This is a genomic window from Marinomonas maritima, assembly GCF_024435075.2.
In the GTDB taxonomy this organism is placed as follows: domain Bacteria; phylum Pseudomonadota; class Gammaproteobacteria; order Pseudomonadales; family Marinomonadaceae; genus Marinomonas; species Marinomonas maritima.
In genome coordinates, this window is record NZ_JAMZEG020000001.1 from 417,537 (window position 1) to 436,362 (window position 18,826).

Annotated in this window: 20 protein-coding genes; 7 read left to right on the plus strand and 13 right to left on the minus strand. The window is 43.8% G+C overall.

The window, feature by feature from the left end:
• Positions 1 to 117 precede the first annotated feature (117 nt).
• Entirely contained in the window at positions 118 to 552 is a 435-nt protein-coding gene (gene dtd, locus M3I01_RS02105; protein ID WP_255893916.1) for a D-aminoacyl-tRNA deacylase, read from the plus strand.
• Between the two features lie 25 nt (positions 553 to 577).
• Here the strand turns inward: dtd and tatC are convergent, their stop codons facing one another.
• The 8 genes from tatC to M3I01_RS02145 form a co-directional block, all read right to left on the minus strand.
• A complete protein-coding gene (gene tatC, locus M3I01_RS02110) occupies positions 578 to 1,357 on the minus strand; it encodes a twin-arginine translocase subunit TatC (protein WP_255893917.1) in 780 nt (259 codons plus the stop codon).
• A 64-nt stretch (positions 1,358 to 1,421) separates the two neighbouring features.
• The gene (gene tatB / locus M3I01_RS02115) at positions 1,422 to 1,871 is read right to left on the minus strand and encodes a Sec-independent protein translocase protein TatB (protein WP_255893918.1); all 450 of its coding nucleotides are present in this window, start codon (positions 1,869 to 1,871) and stop codon (positions 1,422 to 1,424) included.
• Between the two features lie 3 nt (positions 1,872 to 1,874).
• Positions 1,875 to 2,093 carry a Sec-independent protein translocase subunit TatA gene (gene tatA / locus M3I01_RS02120; RefSeq protein ID WP_112141272.1) on the minus strand — a complete coding sequence of 73 codons (219 nt, stop codon included), beginning with the start codon at positions 2,091 to 2,093 and terminating at the stop codon, positions 1,875 to 1,877.
• Between the two features lie 16 nt (positions 2,094 to 2,109).
• Positions 2,110 to 2,442, minus strand: a complete 333-nt coding sequence (locus tag M3I01_RS02125) for a phosphoribosyl-ATP diphosphatase (protein ID WP_176336316.1) — start codon at positions 2,440 to 2,442, stop codon at positions 2,110 to 2,112.
• Positions 2,443 to 2,458: 16 nt separating this feature from the next.
• Positions 2,459 to 4,102 (minus strand): ubiquinone biosynthesis regulatory protein kinase UbiB, encoded by a 1,644-nt coding sequence (ubiB, locus tag M3I01_RS02130; RefSeq protein ID WP_255893920.1) that lies wholly within the window; start codon positions 4,100 to 4,102, stop codon positions 2,459 to 2,461.
• Between the two features lie 2 nt (positions 4,103 to 4,104).
• The gene (gene ubiE / locus M3I01_RS02135; protein ID WP_255893921.1) at positions 4,105 to 4,860 is read right to left on the minus strand and encodes a bifunctional demethylmenaquinone methyltransferase/2-methoxy-6-polyprenyl-1,4-benzoquinol methylase UbiE; all 756 of its coding nucleotides are present in this window, start codon (positions 4,858 to 4,860) and stop codon (positions 4,105 to 4,107) included.
• Positions 4,861 to 4,998: 138 nt separating this feature from the next.
• A complete protein-coding gene (locus tag M3I01_RS02140) occupies positions 4,999 to 6,531 on the minus strand; it encodes a GGDEF domain-containing protein (RefSeq protein WP_255893922.1) in 1,533 nt (510 codons plus the stop codon).
• Positions 6,532 to 6,547: 16 nt separating this feature from the next.
• Complete coding sequence (locus M3I01_RS02145; protein ID WP_255893923.1) at positions 6,548 to 7,168, minus strand: thiol:disulfide interchange protein DsbA/DsbL; 621 nt, start codon at positions 7,166 to 7,168, stop codon at positions 6,548 to 6,550.
• Positions 7,169 to 7,479: 311 nt separating this feature from the next.
• Here M3I01_RS02145 and yihA point away from each other — a divergent pair, with 311 nt between their 5' ends.
• Complete coding sequence (yihA, locus tag M3I01_RS02150) at positions 7,480 to 8,124, plus strand: ribosome biogenesis GTP-binding protein YihA/YsxC (protein WP_255893924.1); 645 nt, start codon at positions 7,480 to 7,482, stop codon at positions 8,122 to 8,124.
• 80 nt (positions 8,125 to 8,204) lie between these two features.
• Here yihA and gshA read toward each other — a convergent pair whose 3' ends face one another.
• The 4 genes from gshA to hisB form a co-directional block, all read right to left on the minus strand.
• Positions 8,205 to 9,797, minus strand: a complete 1,593-nt coding sequence (gshA, locus tag M3I01_RS02155; protein WP_255893925.1) for a glutamate--cysteine ligase — start codon at positions 9,795 to 9,797, stop codon at positions 8,205 to 8,207.
• A gap of 188 nt (positions 9,798 to 9,985) precedes the next feature.
• Positions 9,986 to 10,759: an imidazole glycerol phosphate synthase subunit HisF gene (gene hisF, locus M3I01_RS02160; protein WP_176336311.1), complete on the minus strand. Its 774-nt coding sequence runs from the start codon at positions 10,757 to 10,759 to the stop codon at positions 9,986 to 9,988.
• Between the two features lie 54 nt (positions 10,760 to 10,813).
• Positions 10,814 to 11,497 carry an imidazole glycerol phosphate synthase subunit HisH gene (hisH, locus tag M3I01_RS02165; protein ID WP_255893926.1) on the minus strand — a complete coding sequence of 228 codons (684 nt, stop codon included), beginning with the start codon at positions 11,495 to 11,497 and terminating at the stop codon, positions 10,814 to 10,816.
• Between the two features lie 12 nt (positions 11,498 to 11,509).
• Complete coding sequence (gene hisB / locus M3I01_RS02170) at positions 11,510 to 12,103, minus strand: imidazoleglycerol-phosphate dehydratase HisB (RefSeq protein ID WP_255893927.1); 594 nt, start codon at positions 12,101 to 12,103, stop codon at positions 11,510 to 11,512.
• A 369-nt stretch (positions 12,104 to 12,472) separates the two neighbouring features.
• Between hisB and M3I01_RS02175 the strand changes: the two genes are divergently transcribed.
• The 4 genes from M3I01_RS02175 (at position 12,473) to M3I01_RS02190 (ending at position 17,595) form a co-directional block, all read left to right on the plus strand.
• On the plus strand, positions 12,473 to 14,836 hold the full coding sequence (locus tag M3I01_RS02175; RefSeq protein WP_255893928.1) for an AsmA family protein: 2,364 nt from the start codon (positions 12,473 to 12,475) through the stop codon (positions 14,834 to 14,836).
• A gap of 38 nt (positions 14,837 to 14,874) precedes the next feature.
• Entirely contained in the window at positions 14,875 to 15,924 is a 1,050-nt protein-coding gene (gene mutY / locus M3I01_RS02180; protein WP_255893929.1) for an A/G-specific adenine glycosylase, read from the plus strand.
• A gap of 73 nt (positions 15,925 to 15,997) precedes the next feature.
• Positions 15,998 to 17,179 carry a chromate efflux transporter gene (chrA, locus tag M3I01_RS02185; protein ID WP_255893930.1) on the plus strand — a complete coding sequence of 394 codons (1,182 nt, stop codon included), beginning with the start codon at positions 15,998 to 16,000 and terminating at the stop codon, positions 17,177 to 17,179.
• Positions 17,180 to 17,310: 131 nt separating this feature from the next.
• Complete coding sequence (locus M3I01_RS02190; RefSeq protein ID WP_255893931.1) at positions 17,311 to 17,595, plus strand: oxidative damage protection protein; 285 nt, start codon at positions 17,311 to 17,313, stop codon at positions 17,593 to 17,595.
• A 110-nt stretch (positions 17,596 to 17,705) separates the two neighbouring features.
• On the opposite strand, the gene M3I01_RS02195 is transcribed toward M3I01_RS02190, so the two are convergent.
• On the minus strand, positions 17,706 to 18,065 hold the full coding sequence (locus tag M3I01_RS02195; protein WP_255893932.1) for a flagellar basal body-associated FliL family protein: 360 nt from the start codon (positions 18,063 to 18,065) through the stop codon (positions 17,706 to 17,708).
• Positions 18,066 to 18,284: 219 nt separating this feature from the next.
• Here M3I01_RS02195 and M3I01_RS02200 point away from each other — a divergent pair, with 219 nt between their 5' ends.
• Positions 18,285 to 18,791, plus strand: coding sequence for a disulfide bond formation protein B (locus tag M3I01_RS02200; protein ID WP_255893933.1), 507 nt, complete (start codon positions 18,285 to 18,287; stop codon positions 18,789 to 18,791).
• Positions 18,792 to 18,826: the final 35 nt, after the last annotated feature.

An 18,826-nucleotide genomic window follows, 5' to 3' on the forward strand; every position in this document is an offset into this window, starting at 1 on the left:
AGCAAATGAGTTCATGTAAGTGAATTCAGGAGCGACAGAAGCGCCTTAGGGCGCTTTTGTTTTTTCTGGCATTTGATAAAGTAAGTGCGGAAAGTCTTATGGATAAAAGGAACGAGAATGAAGCTCTTAGTGCAACGGGCATTGAATGCTAGCGTTGTGGTTGATGGTGAAACCATAGGTGCAATCGATCATGGACAGCTTGTTTTGGTTGGTGTTGAAAAAAGTGATAGTGACGTTGATGTACAGCGGCTTGCTGACAAGCTGTTAAAGTACCGCATGTTTGGCGACGAAGAAGGCAAAATGAACCTGAATGTTCAGCAAGTAAATGGTGGTGTTCTATTGGTCTCTCAATTTACCTTGGCAGCAGAAACCAAAAAAGGGCTTCGCCCTGGTTTTTCGACGGCAGCCATTCCTGCAGAAGGTGAGCGTTTATTCAATGATTTTGTGGACAGAGTACGATCACAATATAACAAAGTCGAAACAGGGCGTTTTGGTGCGGATATGAAGGTTTCCTTTACCAATGATGGCCCTGTTACCTTTATGTTGGATTGAAATTATTGCTTTGGTGGTGGAAAAGTCATTTTTCTGTATTGTTTGAATGGTTGGTTTCATTGTCTTCTTCATTGCCATCTACCACGACCTTCACTGTGCGGCCCGCAATAAGCCCAAGTTCAAATAGCATCCACATTGGAATGGCGAGAAGGGTTTGAGAGAAGATGTCTGGTGGTGTTATCAGCATTCCAACGACAAAGCAGCCAAGGAATATATAAGGGCGCTTTTTAGAGAGTGTTGCCACTGTGGTTGCGCCAGCTTTGATGAGCAAATAAGTCGCGACAGGAATTTCAAACGTCACGCCAAAGGCAAAAAACAGCTTTAGAACAAAGTTTAAGTAGTTGTTGATGTCCGTCATGACAGTCACTTCGCCTGGTCCGACCGTGGTGAAGAAGCCAAAAATCAGCGGTAGTACAGCGAAATAAGCGAACAGTACGCCAGCATAAAAAAGAAATATGCTTGAAACCAATAAAGGAATAGCAATACGCTTTTCATTTTTATACAGAGCGGGTGCAATGAAAGACCACGCTTGAAACAGAGTGTAAGGCACAGACAATAAAACAGCGACCGCAAACGTTAACTTGAGCGGGGCTAGAAAAGGTGAGGCGACTTCGGTTGCAATTAATGAACTACCAACCGGTAGTAGCAGTCGCAACGGTTCAGAGACAATTAAATACAAATCATTGGCGAATGAGTATAAACCAATAAAAAGAGCCAGTATGACAAGAACGGTTTTAAGTAAACGATTTCTTAACTCAATAAGATGAGCGACCAGTGGGGCTTGATTGGAAGAATTTGTACTCATAATATGCGATAGGTCCGCGCGTCGTTAGAATAAAGAGTTTAGAGAAAGTCTATTCAAATAATTACTAGCTACGAGATGCTGCTCTGGGTGTTTTCTCAACATCGTCTAATAGTAAAGGCTCAATTGACTCTGATTTATCTGATGCGGACAGGGTTATACCGTCATCTCCGGTCATTTTATTCTCTTTTTCCTGATTTTCTGTGTCAGCAGCGGACGCCTTTAATGGTTCAGGTTCAGATACTTCCGTTTTGTGTTCTTCAGGATAGGGAGTGATGGTGTTTTGTATTGCTTGCCCTTCTTTTAATCGGCGTTGGTTAGTTTCGCCAATTTTTTGCTGCAGTTCTTCGTGATCAAGTTGAGCATTGATTTCTCTTTGCACAGAATTGATACTGCGACGAATTTTACGAACCCACAGCCCTGCTGTTTTAGCGGCATAGGGCAAGCGCTCAGGGCCCAGAATTAACAGGGCAACAACGAAAACAACGAGGAGTTCAGAAAAGCCAATGTCGAACACAGATTAGGCGCTCTTATCGTCTTTTTTGACTTCAGCATCAATGACTTTATGCTGGGCCGTTTTCTCTTCTTCAGTGTCAGCTTCTTTGTCTACAGCTTCTTTGAAACCTTTAACAGCACCGCCTAAGTCGGAGCCAAGGTTCTTAAGTTTTTTAGTACCAAATATGAGTATTAAAATGGCTAAAACAATTAATAATTGCCAAATGCTAATTCCGCCTAACATACATTTCTCCTACAATTTATTTAGAACGACTGGCTTTTTCGTCTAAGCCAGATAAGTTAAATCGACGTGCTAATTCATCAAGTATAGCATCAGGGCCAATATCTAAATGAGATAACATGACAAGAGTGTGAAACCAAAGGTCAGCGGTTTCATAAATCAAATCGGATTTGTCGCCAGATATGACAGCATCCTTAGCGGCAATAATGGTTTCAATGCTTTCTTCACCTACCTTTTCTAGGATCTTGTTTAATCCTTTTGCATGTAGGCTAGCGACATAGGAAGAGTCTTCCGCCGCATTTTTACGTTGTTCTAGTGTGGCTGCTAATTCAGCCAGTATATCAGCTCTCATTATAGTCTCTCGAATGTTACGGTTTTAGGACAAGCAAGTAAACGCCCGTCAAAAATAACCCTAGACTGGTCAAGTCAGCGTCTTTTATATGGTTCAGAGAGGCTGGGTCCGTTACCACCCAAGCGGCTGCTAGACTGAATAAGCCGAGCAAGCGAAAAGGCAGATTATGTCGGCCTTTTTTAAGCTCTTTACCCAGCTCATTAATCGCATGCGTTTGCGCTTGCATGCGCTCTTCCTGATGTGACATTTGCGATAATGCCGTAAAAATCAAATTAGGTATCTGTGGAAGCTGACCAGCCCACTGTGGCGCTTGTTTACGGACTTCTTCAATGACGCGTTTTGGACCGACTTGTTCGCGCATCCATCGTTCTAGGAATGGCTTGGCCGTTACCCAGAGATCTAGATCTGGATAAAGTTGACGACCTAAGCCTTCAATATTGAGCAGTGTTTTTTCCAATAGAACTAACTGTGGTTGTACCTCCATGTTAAAACGACGAGCCGTTTGGAATAAACCGATCAGTACTTGTCCAAAGGAGATGTCTTTTAATGGCTTGGCGAACATAGGCTCACAGACACTGCGGATAGCCGACTCAAAAGCATGGACAGGGGTGCCTTTCGGAACCCAGCCGCTTTCGACGTGCAATTTGGCAACCAAACGATAATCTCGTTGGAAAAAAGCTAATAGGTTACGCGCTAAATAGCTTTTGTCTGCATCGTCCAAGCTTCCCATAATTGCGCAATCAATCGCAATGTATTTAGGTTTTTGCGGGTTGCTGGCATCAACGAAAATATTACCAGGGTGCATATCAGCGTGGAAAAAACTGTGAGAAAAAACTTGTGTGAAAAAGATCTCAACCCCTCGTTCAGCTAAGCATTTCATGTCCACATTGGCTTTGTTTAGAGCGGTAATATCAGCAACTGGAATACCAGAGATACGTTCCATCACCATGACATTACGGTGGCTATAATCCCAATAAACCTGTGGTACATAAAGTAAATCGGAATCCATGAAATTACGTTGTAACAACCCTGTATTTGCGGCTTCTTTCGCGAGGTCCAGTTCATCCAGTATGGTGTATTCGTAATCTGTTACCACTTCAACAGGTCTTAAGCGTCGGCCGTCATCACTCATATTGGCAACAAGATGTGCCAAGGTATAAAGCAGACCAATATCCTTGCTGATGGTCTTTTCTATTTTTGGACGAATAACTTTTATAACAACATCTTCGCCGGAATGGAGCTTGGCAGTATGAACTTGTGCTATTGACGCTGAGGCCAATGGAATAGTAGAAAACTCCGCAAAGAGTTCATTGATTGGCGCTTTCAAGTCTCTTTCAATGATAGCTTGCGCCACATCACCAGAAAAAGCGGGCACTTTATCTTGTAGTTTTGCCAGTTCATCGGCGATATCGTCGTCAAGCAAATCACGTCGCGTGGATAAGATTTGTCCAAATTTAACGAAAATAGGGCCAAGGGACTCAAGTGCAAGACGAAGTCGTTCACCCTTATTTTTACTGGCGCGCTCGCGACCAATAGAACAAACTAGTCCAAGCGTATAGCGGATATACCAAGGCAATAAGGCGAAAGGAATAAAAACATCAAGACGAAAGCGGATGACGGTGCATAGTATGCGCAGTAATCGAAAAAAGCTGGTCAACATGATTAGAATTTAAATCCTTTATGAAGCGCTACAATGCCGCCTGTTAAATTTTGGTAACTTGTGCGCTCAAATCCAACGTCATTCATCATACTCTTTAAGGTTTCTTGGTCTGGGTGCATGCGGATGGATTCAGCAAGATAGCGATAACTTTCAGAATCGTTAGCGATCAATTTCCCCATTGCTGGCAGCAGGCGAAAAGAATACTGGTCGTAGACTTGAGAAAGTAGCTCAGACTCTGGTTTAGAAAATTCCAGAACCAATAAGCGGCCGCCAGGCTTTAAAACACGATACATAGACGCGAGTGCTTTGGATTTATCAGTGACATTACGCAAACCGAACGCGATGGTAATGCAGTCGAAAGTATCATCAGGAAAAGGCAATGCCTCTGCATTGGCTTGAACGAATTTCACGTTACCAATAATGCCGTTATTAGCCAGTTTGTCACGACCAACCTTTAGCATCGAATCATTGATATCCGCTAAAATAACTTGTCCTTCGCTACCCACTAAGCGTGAAAACTTAAGTGTTAAATCACCTGTTCCACCAGCGATGTCTAATACACAATTTCCAGCACGAACACCCGATTGACTAATTGTATGGCGTTTCCAAAGGCGATGAACGCCACCAGACATAAGGTCATTCATTATGTCGTATTTTGTGGCGACGGAATGAAAAACTTGCGCGACGGCTTGTACTTTTTCATCGGTAGGAATTTCTTTAAAACCAAAATCTGTGGTTTTTTTCTGATCGTCTTGCATAAACTACTTCATCCTAGTGGTGGCATCGCACGCCGCTTTCTTTGTGTAACAGCTCTTTAACAGCTTTTGACAAGATGTATTTAATGGTGAGTGCTTATTGTAACCGCGACAGCAAGGCTCTGATACCGATTTTCGGTTCTATTTATTCCCCATGACTTTATTTCGGCCTGCCTCTTTTGCTAGATATAGCTGTTTGTCAGCTCGTGAAAATAACGACTCTGGCTCCTCTTGGGCGCTAAGCTCGGCGATACCAATAGATATGGAAATTGTAACTGGCTCACCCTGCATATTGAAGGGTGTTTTGACTACCGCAAGTCGGATGGCTTCAGCGCGTTCAATGGCTTGAGGAAGTGAAGTATTTGGGAACGCAATGACGAATTCTTCGCCACCATAGCGGAACATGAGGTCTTCTTTTAATAAAACGCTGCGAATTTGTTTTGGTACTAGCCTTAGTACTTTGTCGCCTGCGAGATGCCCCCAAGAGTCATTTACTCTCTTAAAGTGATCTATGTCACAAACCGCTAAACAAATGGGTTTCTTGGTTTTTTGCATGATTTTACAGAGTGGCAGAATGGTGTCTTGATAGGCTGTGCGGTTTGGTAAATCGGTTAAGGAATCTGTCATCGCCTGAGCAAGCTTTTCTTGTAACAGTGTGCGCAGTGATGCGGTGTCTTTTTCCATTCGTGTCACTTTGTTTTTCAGTGATGTGATGGATTGAGCTGAATGCTTTTCCTGCTCTATCATTTGTGCTCGATGCTCTGTCATGGTACTAGAAATAGTCGACAGTCGATCATTAATGAGGCTTTTTAAGCTATCTAAATCTTTTACACCATTGATGGCTAACGAAGTATCTTCAACTTGCATTTGAAGTTTTGTGTTAAAGCCTTCCCTACTTTCAGATAGTGATTTTTGTGAATGGTAGCTGGTAGAGATAGATTCATTGATGCTAGCGAGTTGTTTATTTAGTTGGGTTAGATAATTCGTCAAACTTTCTTGGGTTTTTCCTATGGCGATCATGATGAAGTTAATAACTTCATCAAGCAGTCCTGGAAGTTGTTGAATATTGTTGTTTCCCAGTAATGCTCTTTTAAGATCAACGATGTCTTCATCATAGATGCTTGGAAGCGATAAATTATTCATTAGCCCAGCAAAGGTGTGGCTAATTTGCGCCATAATTTCTTGATCATTATTTTTAGGTGCTGAATCAGAGTTCCGGTTAAAAAAGCGTTTTAAAAAAGAACTCTTTGATTGGCTTGTTACGTCTTCAGGTTGATTTAAGGTGTTCTCTGCAAGCGTTAAAAAGCCTTTTAGAAGCTGAGGCCATTGTGATGATACTTGCCAGTTCGAGCGTATTTGAGCTTCGAGCTGCTTCTTCTCATTTTGAGGGACTCTTTTACTGGTTTGCCTTTCGAGGAGGTCTATCAGCTCCTGTAATGTGCTACGGACCTGTTTGGCTCTATCCGTTAGTGCTTCGTCACTCTTTATTAAGAGTGGCTCGGCATTATTGAGCACATCTTGTATTTCTTGAGCCTTAGCCCCTTTATTGACAACTTGGCGAATTTGGCGAACAACGGAATCAAGTTCAGGGTCATTTCCTTCTGCCAGCATGCTGGTTCTAGAAACAGCTTTACGTAACGCTTCAATCAGTTTGTCACTTGATGATTCCGTCATATTGCCTCTTTTTATATTATTTTTGACGTTCTTTTTCGATCAAAAAATCGATCACTTTATAAATATTTTCATTGCCATTAGCTGTTTCTGCCGTCACTAGGTATTTGCCATTGACGATTAACCCTGGAACACCACGAGCGCCATAAGCACGTATTTTCGCGTCGGCTTGACTCAAACGGCTGTTGACAGCAAAAGAGTCGTACTGTTTACGAAATTCATCTTCACTAACGCCATAGTTTACAAAAAAGTTTGCAAGTGCGTCTTCAGAGTTTAGGTTACGACGCTCAACATGGATAGCATTAAAAAGATCTGCACGCAGTTTATGTTCAATACCAAGTAAGTCTGCCACGTAGAAAGCTTTTGCATGCGCTAACCAACCACGGCCGAAAACGGCAGGTAAGAATTTGAAGTCAACATCACTTGGCATATTCTCTTCCCAAGCTCGAGTAATGGGCTCAAGTTTGTAGCAATGTGGGCACCCGTACCAAAAAATTTCAGTTACTTCTATTTTGCTTGGATCACTGGTGCGAACTGGTGTTTTTATGGTTGTGTAGCCATTACCATCACTGTACTCAGCGGCCGTTGCCGGAAGTGAGATAAAGAAAGAAAGTATCAGCGCTGAAAACAGCTTTATCATGTGTAGCTCCTAATCGTGTAAATCAAAGTATTTTTATATCATGCACAGAATTGCAATAAAATACGATTCTATTTAAGGCTGAAGGTTCTATGTTATTAGCAAGTTTACATAATATTTACATGAAAAAAACCGTAGGCGAATTCTTATTTATGCATTTTTGTAATAATCGAAAAACCTTTAATTAGGTCAATTAACGTGATTCTGCCGACTTTGATGGTTTAACATGGCATATCACTGTGTTTGCTGGCATTATATACAGCTTATGAAATAAATATGAATGCCAATCCGAATCTACTGACGAATATCAACTTATGACCCCTTTTGACTCAAATTTCCAGTCCGCACACTTTATAAAGAGTGCTGAGAAACTTTCTCAATGTCCTCTAGACCAAGGTGTAGAAGTTGCCTTTGCAGGTCGCTCGAATGCCGGCAAATCGACGGCATTAAATACCCTTACGAACCAAAAGAAACTAGCGCGGACTTCAAAAACGCCGGGTCGAACTCAGCTTATTAATTGCTTTGGGATAAACGTTGAAGATCGTCGTTTAATTGACCTTCCAGGTTATGGTTTTGCAAAAGTTCCTATTGCTATGAAAAAAGTCTGGCAGGCACACATGCAAGACTATTTGATGAATCGTCGCTCTTTGGCTGGTGTTGTTTTAGTCATGGATATCCGCCACCCATTAAAAGAGTTTGATGAAATGATGTTGGACTGGGCTAAGTCCAATGGAATGAAGGTGCATGTCTTATTAACAAAATCAGACAAGCTAAAGCGTGGGCCAGCAAAGTCAACCATGTTAGCCGTTCAAAAAGCGGTTAAAGAGCACGGCGTTGATGGCACGGTACAGACCTTCTCATCGTTGAGTGGTGACGGAGTTGATGATCTGCGTATCAAACTGGCTGAATGGTTGGTACTTGACAATCTTGAAGGCATTCCAGTTTCGCCAAATGCTTAAAGCGGCAGGTTTGCTTGCGTTAACGAAAAAAAGCCTCATATGAGGCTTTTTTTACATTTAGTGAGTAGTGAACTGCTAATTTATTGTGGTGTTAAATACCTTCTTAAGAAGGTATCGAAATCCACCTCATCCGCCGCTTCAATCGCTTCCTGCTCGCGTAAAGAGCGTTCTGCTTTCTCCATGAATTCGTGTGTTAATTCGTCGGATAAAGGGCAAGCCATCCAGTTTGCTTGTTGTTCTTTTGATAAGGTCAGCATGGCACTTTGGTAGCCTTGTTCTGCTTTGCTGCGCTCTAATAATAGAGCAGAAGGCAAAAGGGCTTCGTTGGTTAATTTTTCTTTTTGAACCTCAACCGCTTGTTGATAAGCAGGGTTGCCTGTTTTAGTGGATAAAAAATCCGCGACTTCCGTCAGAGCATCAAGCATGTTTTCTGCTTTATCACGCAATTTTACTGGGCCTTGGCCAAAATCGAAGTTCATGTCTAAATCTCGGCCATGAGACGCAATTTCTTGCTGCATTTTACGTAGCTGGTTGCATTCTGCACTGCCTAGGCGCTCGTCGCCGCGCAACATGCAATACAGCAAGAAGACATCAATGAAATACAGGGTAGAAGACTGCATGCCAATGGAAGAGCTAGGATCTAGGTCCATAATGCGTACTTCAATGTATTCAACGCCTCTCGCTTGCAATGCAGCACTTGGGTGTTCGCCAGGCTGAGTGACACGTTTAGGGCGAATGTCGCTGTAATACTCGTTTTCAATTTGCAAAAGATTGCTGTTTAACTGACGGTACAGACCGTCGACCTTCACACCAATGTCTTGGTAACGCTGATAAGGTGTTTGCAACGCTTTTTTGACGGTACTGATGTACGTATCGACTTCGTTATAGCAAACGTATAAATCCGCTTGAGCTTTGTTCTGATAACCAAGGTCGCTCATACGAAGGGATGTCGCTTTAGGGCCAAACCACGTGTGTTTTTCAAGCTTTTCTAAGCTGTCAGGCTTTTTCGGTAAAAAGCTTTCGTCAATCGCAGGAGAGGCGCCGAACAGTAATGACAGCATCCAAGAGCTACGGCGAAAATTACGAATCAAAGCGAAATAGCTGTCCGATTGAAAGGCTTGTTTTTCTGCTTGAGAAAGGGCGGTTTTGCCTTTATAGCTTTCTAAGAAAGACCAGAAGTCTTGATCAAACGAGAAGTTGTAATGCATACCTGCGATACACTGCATGATCCGACCATAGCGGTTAGACAAACCTTCGCGATAAGCGCGTTTTAGTTTTCCTGTATTCGATTCGCCGTAATAAGCAATGGGGACATCTTCATTGCCCGCCAAGTAACACGGCATACTGGCAGGCCATAAACATTCGTCTTGCTTGTAGAGTTCATGATTAACCACGTTGTGGATATCGTCCAATTCTTTAATGACGCCTTCAACGCTAGGATGAACCTGCGTAATGAATTCCATCAAAGACTCAGAGTAATCCGTTGTAATGGAGCTGTGAGTTAACGCAGAACCTAATGCTTTGGGGTGGGGTTTGTGCGAAATGTGCCCTTCGGAACGATCAACTCGTAGCGCTTCTCGTTCCACGCCACGATGAAATGTTAATGCAGACGTTGTCGCGGCTTGCTGGCAATGGGTTGCCAGCGCTTGCAAAGCATTGGTTAAAGTGGTCAAGAAGTCTTCCTTCAATTGAATACGGCAAAATTAAATTTTAAGGATTGTACTCGCCGAAGCTTCTTTTCGGCAAGTCACAGATACCTTGTGCACAAAATATGCAGACTTCACCATGAAAAACGCGATGTTAACTAAACATCGCGTTTTGGATTTTCTATTCACAGCAACCGTAGGTCATAAAATAGCGGTTATAGGCGCATTTCAATACCCGCATCAGTCATGCGCTGCTTGGCTTCTTGAATACTGTATTCACCAAAGTGGAAAATGCTGGCAGCGAGTACCGCGTCGGCTTTGCCTTTGATAACTCCATCGACAAGATGATCAAGATTGCCCACACCGCCAGAGGCGATAACAGGCACATGAACCGCTTCACTAATGGCACGTGTTACGCCAAGGTCAAAACCATTTTTTGTACCATCACGATCCATACTGGTTAAGAGAATTTCTCCCGCACCGTATTCGACCATTTTTTTCGCCCATTCTACAGCGTCTAAACCAGTCGGTTTACGACCTCCATGGGTAAAAATCTCCCATTTATCAGGTTCGCCTTCGGCACTGACTTTTTTCGCGTCAATGGCAACCACAATGCATTGAGAGCCAAAACGTTGTGCGGCTTCACGAACAAATTCAGGATTAAACACCGCCGCGGTATTGATGCCGACTTTGTCTGCTCCAGCATTTAACATGCGACGAATATCGTCACAGGTACGAATGCCGCCACCGACGGTTAAGGGAATGAAGACTTGGCTGGCAATGGCTTCTACCATATGAACGGTAGTTGCTCGGTCGTCAGAGCTAGCCGTAATGTCCAGAAACGTGATTTCATCGGCGCCTTGCTCATTGTAGCGTTTAGCCACTTCTACTGGGTCGCCAGCGTCGCGAATGTCAAGGAACTGAACGCCTTTGACTACTCGACCATTGTCCACGTCAAGACAAGGAATAATACGTTTTGCTAAGCCCATAAATGACTCCTAATACCGCGTAAAGGTCTTCGTTGGATTATGAATAAGTGACCGTTATGGCTTGCCATCCCAGTGAAGGAAATTCTTGTAAAGCTGAAGACCGTCTTTGTGGCTTTTTTCTGGGTGAAACTGTACCGCGAAAACATTGTCTCGTGCGAGCGCGACGCAGAATTCTAGGCCGTAATCACAGGTGCCGGCGACTTCTGCTTTATTCTCTGGCACAACATAAAAACTGTGTACAAAGTAGAAGCGGGCATTGTCATCAATATCAGCCCAAAGCGGGTGGTCAATAGTATGTTTGACCTGATTCCAACCCATGTGCGGCACTTTTAGCTTACTGCCGTCATGGTCTGTGTGTTTTTCGCCAAAGAATAGAGCGTTGCCTTGAAAGTGGTTCAAACAGTCAACACCACCGTTTTCTTCACTGTGAGACATCAAAGATTGAATGCCCACGCAAATGGCGAGAAACGGTTTCTCCGCCATGGCTTTGCGAATGCTAGGCACGAGACCCGCATTGTGCATTTCGCCAATACAATCACGAATAGCACCAACGCCTGGAAGTAAAACACGATCAGCGGCATCAATGACGGCTGGATCGCTGGTCACAATAACGGAGGTGTTTTCATCCGCGACATGTTCAAGCGCTTTGGCAACCGAATGTAGGTTGCCCATACCGTAGTCGATGACTGCAACAGTAGATTTTCTCATATTACCCATGGGATTTTTGCTGTTACTCATACTAAGAGAATCCTACAAACAACCTTTAGTAGAAGGCATTTGGCCTGCCATACGCTCGTCAACCTCTAACGCCATGCGTAACGCACGACCGAAGGCTTTAAAAATAGTTTCTGCTTGGTGGTGTGTGTTCTTACCACGAAGGTTGTCTAGATGAAGCGTGACTTTCGCGTGGTTGATAAAGCCGTGGAAGAATTCAGAGAACAGATCCACATCAAAACCGCCCACTGAACCGCGAGTAAACGGCACGTGCATTTCTAAGCCGGGACGACCAGAAAAATCGATGACGACACGAGACAATGCTTCATCCAAAGGAACATAAGCATGGCCATAGCGCTTGATACCTTTTTTATCGCCAACAGCAATTTCAAAAGCTTGTCCTAGCGTAATGCCCAAGTCTTCTACCGTGTGGTGAGCGTCAATGTGAAGATCGCCAACCGCATGGATGTCTAAGTCAATCAGGCCATGACGTGCCACTTGTTCAAGCATGTGATCAAGAAAAGGCACGCCTGTGATGCAGTTGAATTTACCGGTACCGTCTAGGTTAATCGACACCTTGATTTGAGTTTCAAGCGTATTACGCTCGACACTGGCAATGCGATCGGACATTGATTGGTTTCTCCGCAGTGATTGTGGCGAGTAGCCGCCACTGAATAAAACATAAGTAGCCATTATAGAACGAGCGCTCTTTGGCTTCTATGTTTTATCTGAGTGTTTTTTTATGGGTTATTTCTATTGGACAACGCTTTGCATCGATAATATACAACATCGAATGCTATGATTAGGCGATTTTTAAATAAGCAGAACCCCACCCTAACCCTCCCCTTGAAGAAAGGAGAGGGAACTTTAACTCCTTCTTTTACTAAAAAAAGGGGGGAGTTGAGAGGGGGAAGAAAACCAAGCTCCTCCCCCTGCTAAGGGGGAGGTTGGGAGGGGGTTAATGTTTGTATCTAGGTTAATTCATTCAAGGAGTTGTTCATGGTTTGGATAAAGCGACTTTCATTATTAGTTGCCGGTTTATTGGCGTTCATTGTCGTATTGCTGGCGTATGTCATGCTGTTTGTGAATCCAAATGACTTTAAGGATGAGTTAAAAAGCGTCGCTTTGGAAAAAGCCAATGTGAATTTACGTTTGGACGGTGATATCAGCTGGTCGTTCTTTCCTTGGCTTGGTCTTGAGCTTGAAAACCTTGGTGTGGCGTTGGGTTCAGACGCGGAAATTTTACAGTTTGATCGCGCTGAATTCGGTTTGGCTATTTTGCCTTTATTAGAAAAAAAAATTCAGGTTAATAAAGTGAACCTTGTGAACTTGAAAGCAAGTTTAAACAAAGATGCACAAGGGCAAGGTAACTGGCAATTGGACATACCTGAGTCAAGCACCTCCCTCTCTGAAGCTGCATCAGGGTCTTTATCTGCTACGGCAACGCCTTCTGTCGAGGAATCCAGTGAAAGCGCGACCCCAGTGAATTTACCTGATATCCAACTCGATGAGCTACGCATTGAAAACGCGCAAGTCACATACCGCGATGAACAAACCAAGCAATTGATTAACGCAACTTTTAACGTGCAACTAAACGATGTGCAGTGGGATAAAGCATGGCCAATGGCGATGGACGTTGCGCTGACACAAAGTGATTTACAAGGTAATACGCCATTACAGTTAAAAGCGAAGTTGAACGCGAATTTAGCGGTGTTTCCAGAAAGGGAATCCTTGTCGTTAGACTCACTTGTGTTGTCTGGGGGCGTGTCTAGTGATGCGTTACCAACGAGCCCAATAGAAGTGAAATTAAGTGCGACTAATATTGACTTGGATTTGCCCCAAGAAAATGTCTTGGTAGAAGGGCTGGCATTTAGTACGTTGGGTGTGAATGTTGATGCCAAAATCCAAGCCTATCAAGTCTTGAGTAGCCCGCAATTTTCGGGTGTATTATCGGTAGGCGAATTCAATCCACGATACTTGATGACGCGTTTGAATCTGCCGATACCGGATATGTCGGATAACACCGCGCTGACCAAAGCACGAGCAAACATTACCTTCGAGGGTAGCTTGGATTCGATTATCGCTCAGCCTATCTCGATTACGATGGACGAAACGAAAATAGAAGCCAATGCGGTGGTGGATTTATCTCCGCTACGTTGGGATGTCAGTATTGCGGGTAAGAATTTAAACCTAGACCGTTACCTTCCCACGCCCGTTGAAGCCAGCCCAGAAGACGTCGTGATAAACAAAGACGATGGAGTCGCATCAAATACAAGCGCAGATGGTGCGGAACAAAATAGCAACGTAGCGGGCGCCGTACAAAATAGCGGTGATGTTGGAGAGTTGATTCCAGTGGATTTGATCCGAAGCTTAAACGGTCATGTCGGTGTTGTGTTTGAAGGCCTCACGGTCAAAAAAATAAAAATAGACAAAATAGAGTTGGATTCCACTCAGGCTAGAGGTTTAGTGAAAATCTATCCGCTGCGTGCTTCTTTGTATAAGGGCAATATCACCTCAAAAGTGAGTTTGGACGTACGAGGCAATACACCTATTGTCGATATATCCCCCGCCATTGATGGTGTGCAAATTCAACCTTTGTTAGTCGATTTTATGGACATGGATAAAGTCGCAGGCGCGACCTATTTAAACGGTGAACTCAGCGCGAGAGGCAACCAAATCGATGCTCTGATGTCATCACTGCAAGGCGACTTATTGGTAGAAATTAAAAACGGTGCTTTGGTGGGAACCAATTTGACAAAAACCGTCTGTGAAGGGATTGCCGCGATACGGAAAGAAAGCATTAACGAAGATCAGTTTGGCCCAGATACGCCGTTTGAAACCATGCGTTTTCCTGCTCATATTGTGAATGGAAAGGTTTCTACACCGGGTTTAAAAATAAGTTCGGCGGGTATTCAAGTAACCGGCGATGGTGTGATTTCTCTGCCGGATTCTTCCTTGAATTATCAAGCCAATGTTGGCATTGCGGGAAGCGAACTAGACAAAGCATGCCGTGTCAATGCCAAGCTAACCAAGCTGGCTTTTCCTATTGTATGCAAAGGACAGTTTAGCGATGACCCTGCCGGTTTGTGCCGCCCTGATATAAAAGGTTTTGGTAAGTTATTTGCAAATTTAGCGAAAGATGAGTTGAAGCTCAAATTAGAGGCTGAAAAGGTGCGTCTTAAAGAAAAAGAGGCTGAACTAAAAGCGGAATTAGAAGTGCAAAAACAAGCCGAGAAAGCCAGATTGGAGACTAAGTTAGCCGCAGAAAAAGCGCGACTAAAAGCTGAGTTTGAAGAAAAGCGTCAAGCCGAAGCTGAAAGAGCAAAAGAAAAGCTGAAAGAAAAATTAAAAAGTTTGTTTTAATCGCAGTTTAATTGAACTGCTGTAATCGTGAGAAATGAATGCAACCAGTTAAGAATTTTGCGCCCCGTGTTTTAGCGTGGTTTGATGAATACGGGCGTAAAAGCTTGCCTTGGCAAGAGAATAAAACACCGTATCGAGTATGGATTTCTGAAATCATGTTGCAGCAAACGCAAGTGACCACCGTTATTCCGTATTACCATAAGTTCATGGCGTCGTTTCCAAGTGTTGAAGTGTTAGCGCAGGCTGAGCAAGATGAGGTGCTAGCGCACTGGAGTGGGCTAGGATATTACGCTCGAGCGCGTAATATGCATAAAGCCGCGAAAATGCTGGTGGATGAATTCGACAGTGAGTTTCCACAAAGTGTCGAAGGTGTGTGTGAATTACCAGGCATTGGTCGTTCGACAGCGGCGGCTATTCTATCTATTTCTCGTGGTGTCCAAGCCGCGATTTTAGATGGCAATGTAAAACGCGTACTTTCACGTTTTCATGCGGTGCCCACTTGGCCAGGTGAAAAGAAAACCGAAAATGCCATGTGGGAGCTTGCTGAAAATTACATGCCAATTGAGCGCTGTGGTGATTACACTCAAGCGATGATGGATTTAGGGGCAACGCTTTGTACTCGCTCCAAACCGCAATGTTTGCTTTGCCCATTAGAAAGCGACTGTGCCGGTCGGCAAACACCAGATCCCACTCAGTTTCCTATCCGTAAACCAAAAAAAGCCGCCAAGCCAGAAAAGAGCATTCAGTTGTTGGTATTAATGAATCAACAGGAACAGCTACTACTAGAAAAGCGCCCTCAGACGGGGATTTGGGGGGGATTATGGAGCCTGCCTGAACTGGCCTCTGATGAGTCAATAGTGCTGCATATTGAGCAACGATTTAGCGCACAGGTGAGCTCTGTCATACCCTTGTCATCTTTTAGACATACTTTTAGTCATTATCATCTGGATATTTCCCCAAGCCAAATTCAAATGGCAGCAGCCAATTGGATAATGGAAGGGGATAAATACCAATGGTTCAGTCAACAAGAGGCGTTAGCGCTTGGCTTGCCTGCGCCGGTGAGAAGTATTTTAGAAAAAATAATTTAAAATAAGTGACTTAGAATGCACGCTCTAGAATGCGCGTTCTAGGGCGCGATGACAAAAAATATTGGAAGTGACCATGTCCCATCAAAGCCCCCACTATTTTCAACGTGTATTAGAGGTCTTTCTTTCGTTTTTGCTGCTTGGCTTCACCAGCTTTGGTGGGCCGGCGGCGCATTTAGGGTATTTTAATCAAACGTTTATCCAGCGAAAAAAGTGGGCGAGCGATGTCCAATATGCGCAATGGGTAGCATTAAGCCAGATTGTTCCAGGTCCTGGTTCTAGTCAAGTTGGCTTTGCTCTAGGTTATCATCGTGCAGGTTATCTGGGTGGCTTGGCTGCGTTCATCGGTTTCACGTTGCCTTCTTTTATTGTCATGGTGCTATTGGCTCAGTTTGGTAGTCATTGGCAAGGCAGCACTGTGTTTGATGGCGTCGTTCATGCCTTAAAACTGTTGGCGGTCGTCGTGGTAGCGGATGCTTGTGTCAGCATGTGGCGCTCGTTTTGTCAGTCCAGAATAATGGCGGTCATCGCCTTATTTAGTGCGGCGTTTATTGTGCTTTATCCATTTGGTTTTGCGAGTCTAATTGTTTTATTCATGGCGGCTAGTGTTGGACTGCTGACTCCTTCTGTTATTTCCTCCGCCGATGAACCTTTGCCTAAAATTAGAGGGGCAGGGTTAGTGTTTGTCTTGGCGATATCACTGTTTCTTGTCAGCTTTGTATTGGATACGGGGCTGAGTGGTTTGTTTGCAGGCTTTTATCAGGCAGGTGCGCTGGTTTTTGGTGGTGGCCATGTTGTTCTCCCCATGTTGTCAGCGTTTGTCTCAGATATCGTGTCTGATGCGAATTTATTATTAGGCTATGCCGCCGCTCAGGCGGTTCCGGGCCCTATGTTTTCCATGGCCAGCTTTCTTGGGGCAGCAGCTGCGCCTGAAGGTGCTAATCTTTGGGTGTGGGCGGCGGTTGCGACAGTCGCGGTATTTCTATCGGGCTTGTTACTTATGTTGAGTGCTCAAAGTGTATGGCAGGGTTTGTCCCGCCATGCGCGCTTTCGTTCTGCTGTGGGCAGCTTGAACGCAGCGGTAGTAGGCATATTAATAGCAGCTTTGTATTATCCTATTGGCACATCAAGTTTGGTGGGCTGGTGGGATGTTGTTGTGGTGGGAATTGGATTTGCTTGGTTGAAGTACAAACGCCCACCCATCCTTCTTTTGATTAGTGCATTTGTCCTGCTTGGGCTCGCTCGAAGTTATCTATAGTGTTTTTTAAAGACTGACTCCCTGTTTCTACAGAGGGGGTTGTTATCTTAGCTTATTCACATGAAGCCTTGAATTTTGCTGTGTTAGCGCCATTATTCATCTCATACCCTATATGATGGCGAGTGATCCTTATGGCGAATACTGTTTTTTGTAAAAAGTTCCAGAAAGAAATGGAAGCGTTAGATCGTGCGCCATTACCCGGTGCTAAAGGTCAGGAGATTTTACAAACCGTTTCTAAACAAGCGTGGCAAGAGTGGCAGTTGCTTCAAACCATGATGATCAATGAAAAGCAGCTAAATTTGATGCAACCTGAGTCACGTAAATACGTAATGGAACAGATGGAGAAGTTTTTTAATAATGAAGCAACCGAGAAACTGGCTGGTTATGTTAGTCCGGATGACATTAAAGAGTTGTAACCTACTTTAGTACGAATTTGCTTTTGCTAGTTTAAATAAAGCGTCGCTTGTTGGCGTTATTTTACACAACAACAAACGACGCTTTTTTATTGCTTCATCTATTGCTTGTTTTATTGAGTGACGAAGCTCGCAAATAAAATATCTTGGACCGGCGTTTTTCCTGTTTCTTCTTCCAAGGCTGTGTTAACTGCAATAGCAGCATCTGCGCGCGTTTTCTCACGTGCAATCGCACCAGTGACTTGTTCTGTGGTCCGAGAGCTAAGAAACATGACTATGGCATCTCTGACCAGTGGCATGTTTGCTTCAATTAACTCTTTTTTGGTTTCATCCGTGCGAATGCTTATGCTGGTTTTAATGTATTTAAGTTGAGATTCATTGCCTACATGATTGACGACAAAATTAGGTTTTAACTCAACATAAGCCGGTATCGGTTTTTCACCTTCTTCTTCTGCATAGCTTATGCTGCTCATAACGCTGCAAAGTAGTAGTAGCGCAAATGTGCGTGGCTTGTTAGATAGGGACATCATCAATGACATGTTAGGCTCTCGTATTCATTCCAATTGACAGTATACTAACTGGCATTAAAGCGTTGTGTCAGTAGGTATTTTGCACTTTTCTATTTTCCTGCTGTCTTAAGTTTTGTTATTCAATTAAAAATATCCATTTAGTCAGTTTAGGGATCTTCGTATATGTTTGCGTTTTTATCTGCTCGTCGTTTTCATGGTTTGGTGGCATTGACGGCTTTTGCCCTTTTGGCGGTGGCTTTTTATATGGAATATCAAATGGCGCTTGAGCCTTGTCCTCTTTGTATGTTGCAGCGCATTTTCTTTTTCTCTATAGGGGTTGTGTCTTTGGCATCGGCCTTAACGTCCAGTCAAAAAGCGCGACAAGTATGTTCTTGGATTGTGGTGGTATTGTCTTTTTTTGGCGCGGCCTTGGCTGTGCGCCATTTGTATTTGCAAAGCCTTCCAACGGATGAGCTACCAGCGTGTTTACCAGGGCTGAGTTATATGTTTGACGTATTTCCATGGCAAGAAATTATGCAAGCCATGGTGATGGGAACGGGTGAATGTGGTGACGTCGTTTGGACCTTTCTGGGTATTAGTATTCCCGGTTGGACCTTGGTGGCTTTTGTCGGCATGGCCTTCATAAATATTCTTATTGCGTTACGTGCTATCAAAAGAACATTTATCTAATAAAAGGTTACAAAACCCCTCAGGCGATTGTCTTG

Excerpts from the sequence above, each read along its gene's own strand:
- dtd (WP_255893916.1), top strand. The coding sequence starts at position 118 with ATGAAGCTCTTAGTGCAACGGGCATTGAATGCTAGCGTTGTGGTTGAT.
- tatC (WP_255893917.1), bottom strand. The coding sequence starts at position 1,357 with ATGAGTACAAATTCTTCCAATCAAGCCCCACTGGTCGCTCATCTTATT.
- tatA (WP_112141272.1), bottom strand. The coding sequence starts at position 2,093 with ATGTTAGGCGGAATTAGCATTTGGCAATTATTAATTGTTTTAGCCATT.
- M3I01_RS02125 (WP_176336316.1), bottom strand. The coding sequence starts at position 2,442 with ATGAGAGCTGATATACTGGCTGAATTAGCAGCCACACTAGAACAACGT.
- ubiB (WP_255893920.1), bottom strand. The coding sequence starts at position 4,102 with ATGTTGACCAGCTTTTTTCGATTACTGCGCATACTATGCACCGTCATC.
- ubiE (WP_255893921.1), bottom strand. The coding sequence starts at position 4,860 with ATGCAAGACGATCAGAAAAAAACCACAGATTTTGGTTTTAAAGAAATT.
- M3I01_RS02140 (WP_255893922.1), bottom strand. The coding sequence starts at position 6,531 with ATGACGGAATCATCAAGTGACAAACTGATTGAAGCGTTACGTAAAGCT.
- M3I01_RS02145 (WP_255893923.1), bottom strand. The coding sequence starts at position 7,168 with ATGATAAAGCTGTTTTCAGCGCTGATACTTTCTTTCTTTATCTCACTT.
- yihA (WP_255893924.1), top strand. The coding sequence starts at position 7,480 with ATGACCCCTTTTGACTCAAATTTCCAGTCCGCACACTTTATAAAGAGT.
- hisF (WP_176336311.1), bottom strand. The coding sequence starts at position 10,759 with ATGGGCTTAGCAAAACGTATTATTCCTTGTCTTGACGTGGACAATGGT.
- hisH (WP_255893926.1), bottom strand. The coding sequence starts at position 11,497 with ATGAGTAACAGCAAAAATCCCATGGGTAATATGAGAAAATCTACTGTT.
- hisB (WP_255893927.1), bottom strand. The coding sequence starts at position 12,103 with ATGTCCGATCGCATTGCCAGTGTCGAGCGTAATACGCTTGAAACTCAA.
- M3I01_RS02175 (WP_255893928.1), top strand. The coding sequence starts at position 12,473 with ATGGTTTGGATAAAGCGACTTTCATTATTAGTTGCCGGTTTATTGGCG.
- mutY (WP_255893929.1), top strand. The coding sequence starts at position 14,875 with ATGCAACCAGTTAAGAATTTTGCGCCCCGTGTTTTAGCGTGGTTTGAT.
- chrA (WP_255893930.1), top strand. The coding sequence starts at position 15,998 with ATGTCCCATCAAAGCCCCCACTATTTTCAACGTGTATTAGAGGTCTTT.
- M3I01_RS02190 (WP_255893931.1), top strand. The coding sequence starts at position 17,311 with ATGGCGAATACTGTTTTTTGTAAAAAGTTCCAGAAAGAAATGGAAGCG.
- M3I01_RS02195 (WP_255893932.1), bottom strand. The coding sequence starts at position 18,065 with ATGAGCAGCATAAGCTATGCAGAAGAAGAAGGTGAAAAACCGATACCG.
- M3I01_RS02200 (WP_255893933.1), top strand. The coding sequence starts at position 18,285 with ATGTTTGCGTTTTTATCTGCTCGTCGTTTTCATGGTTTGGTGGCATTG.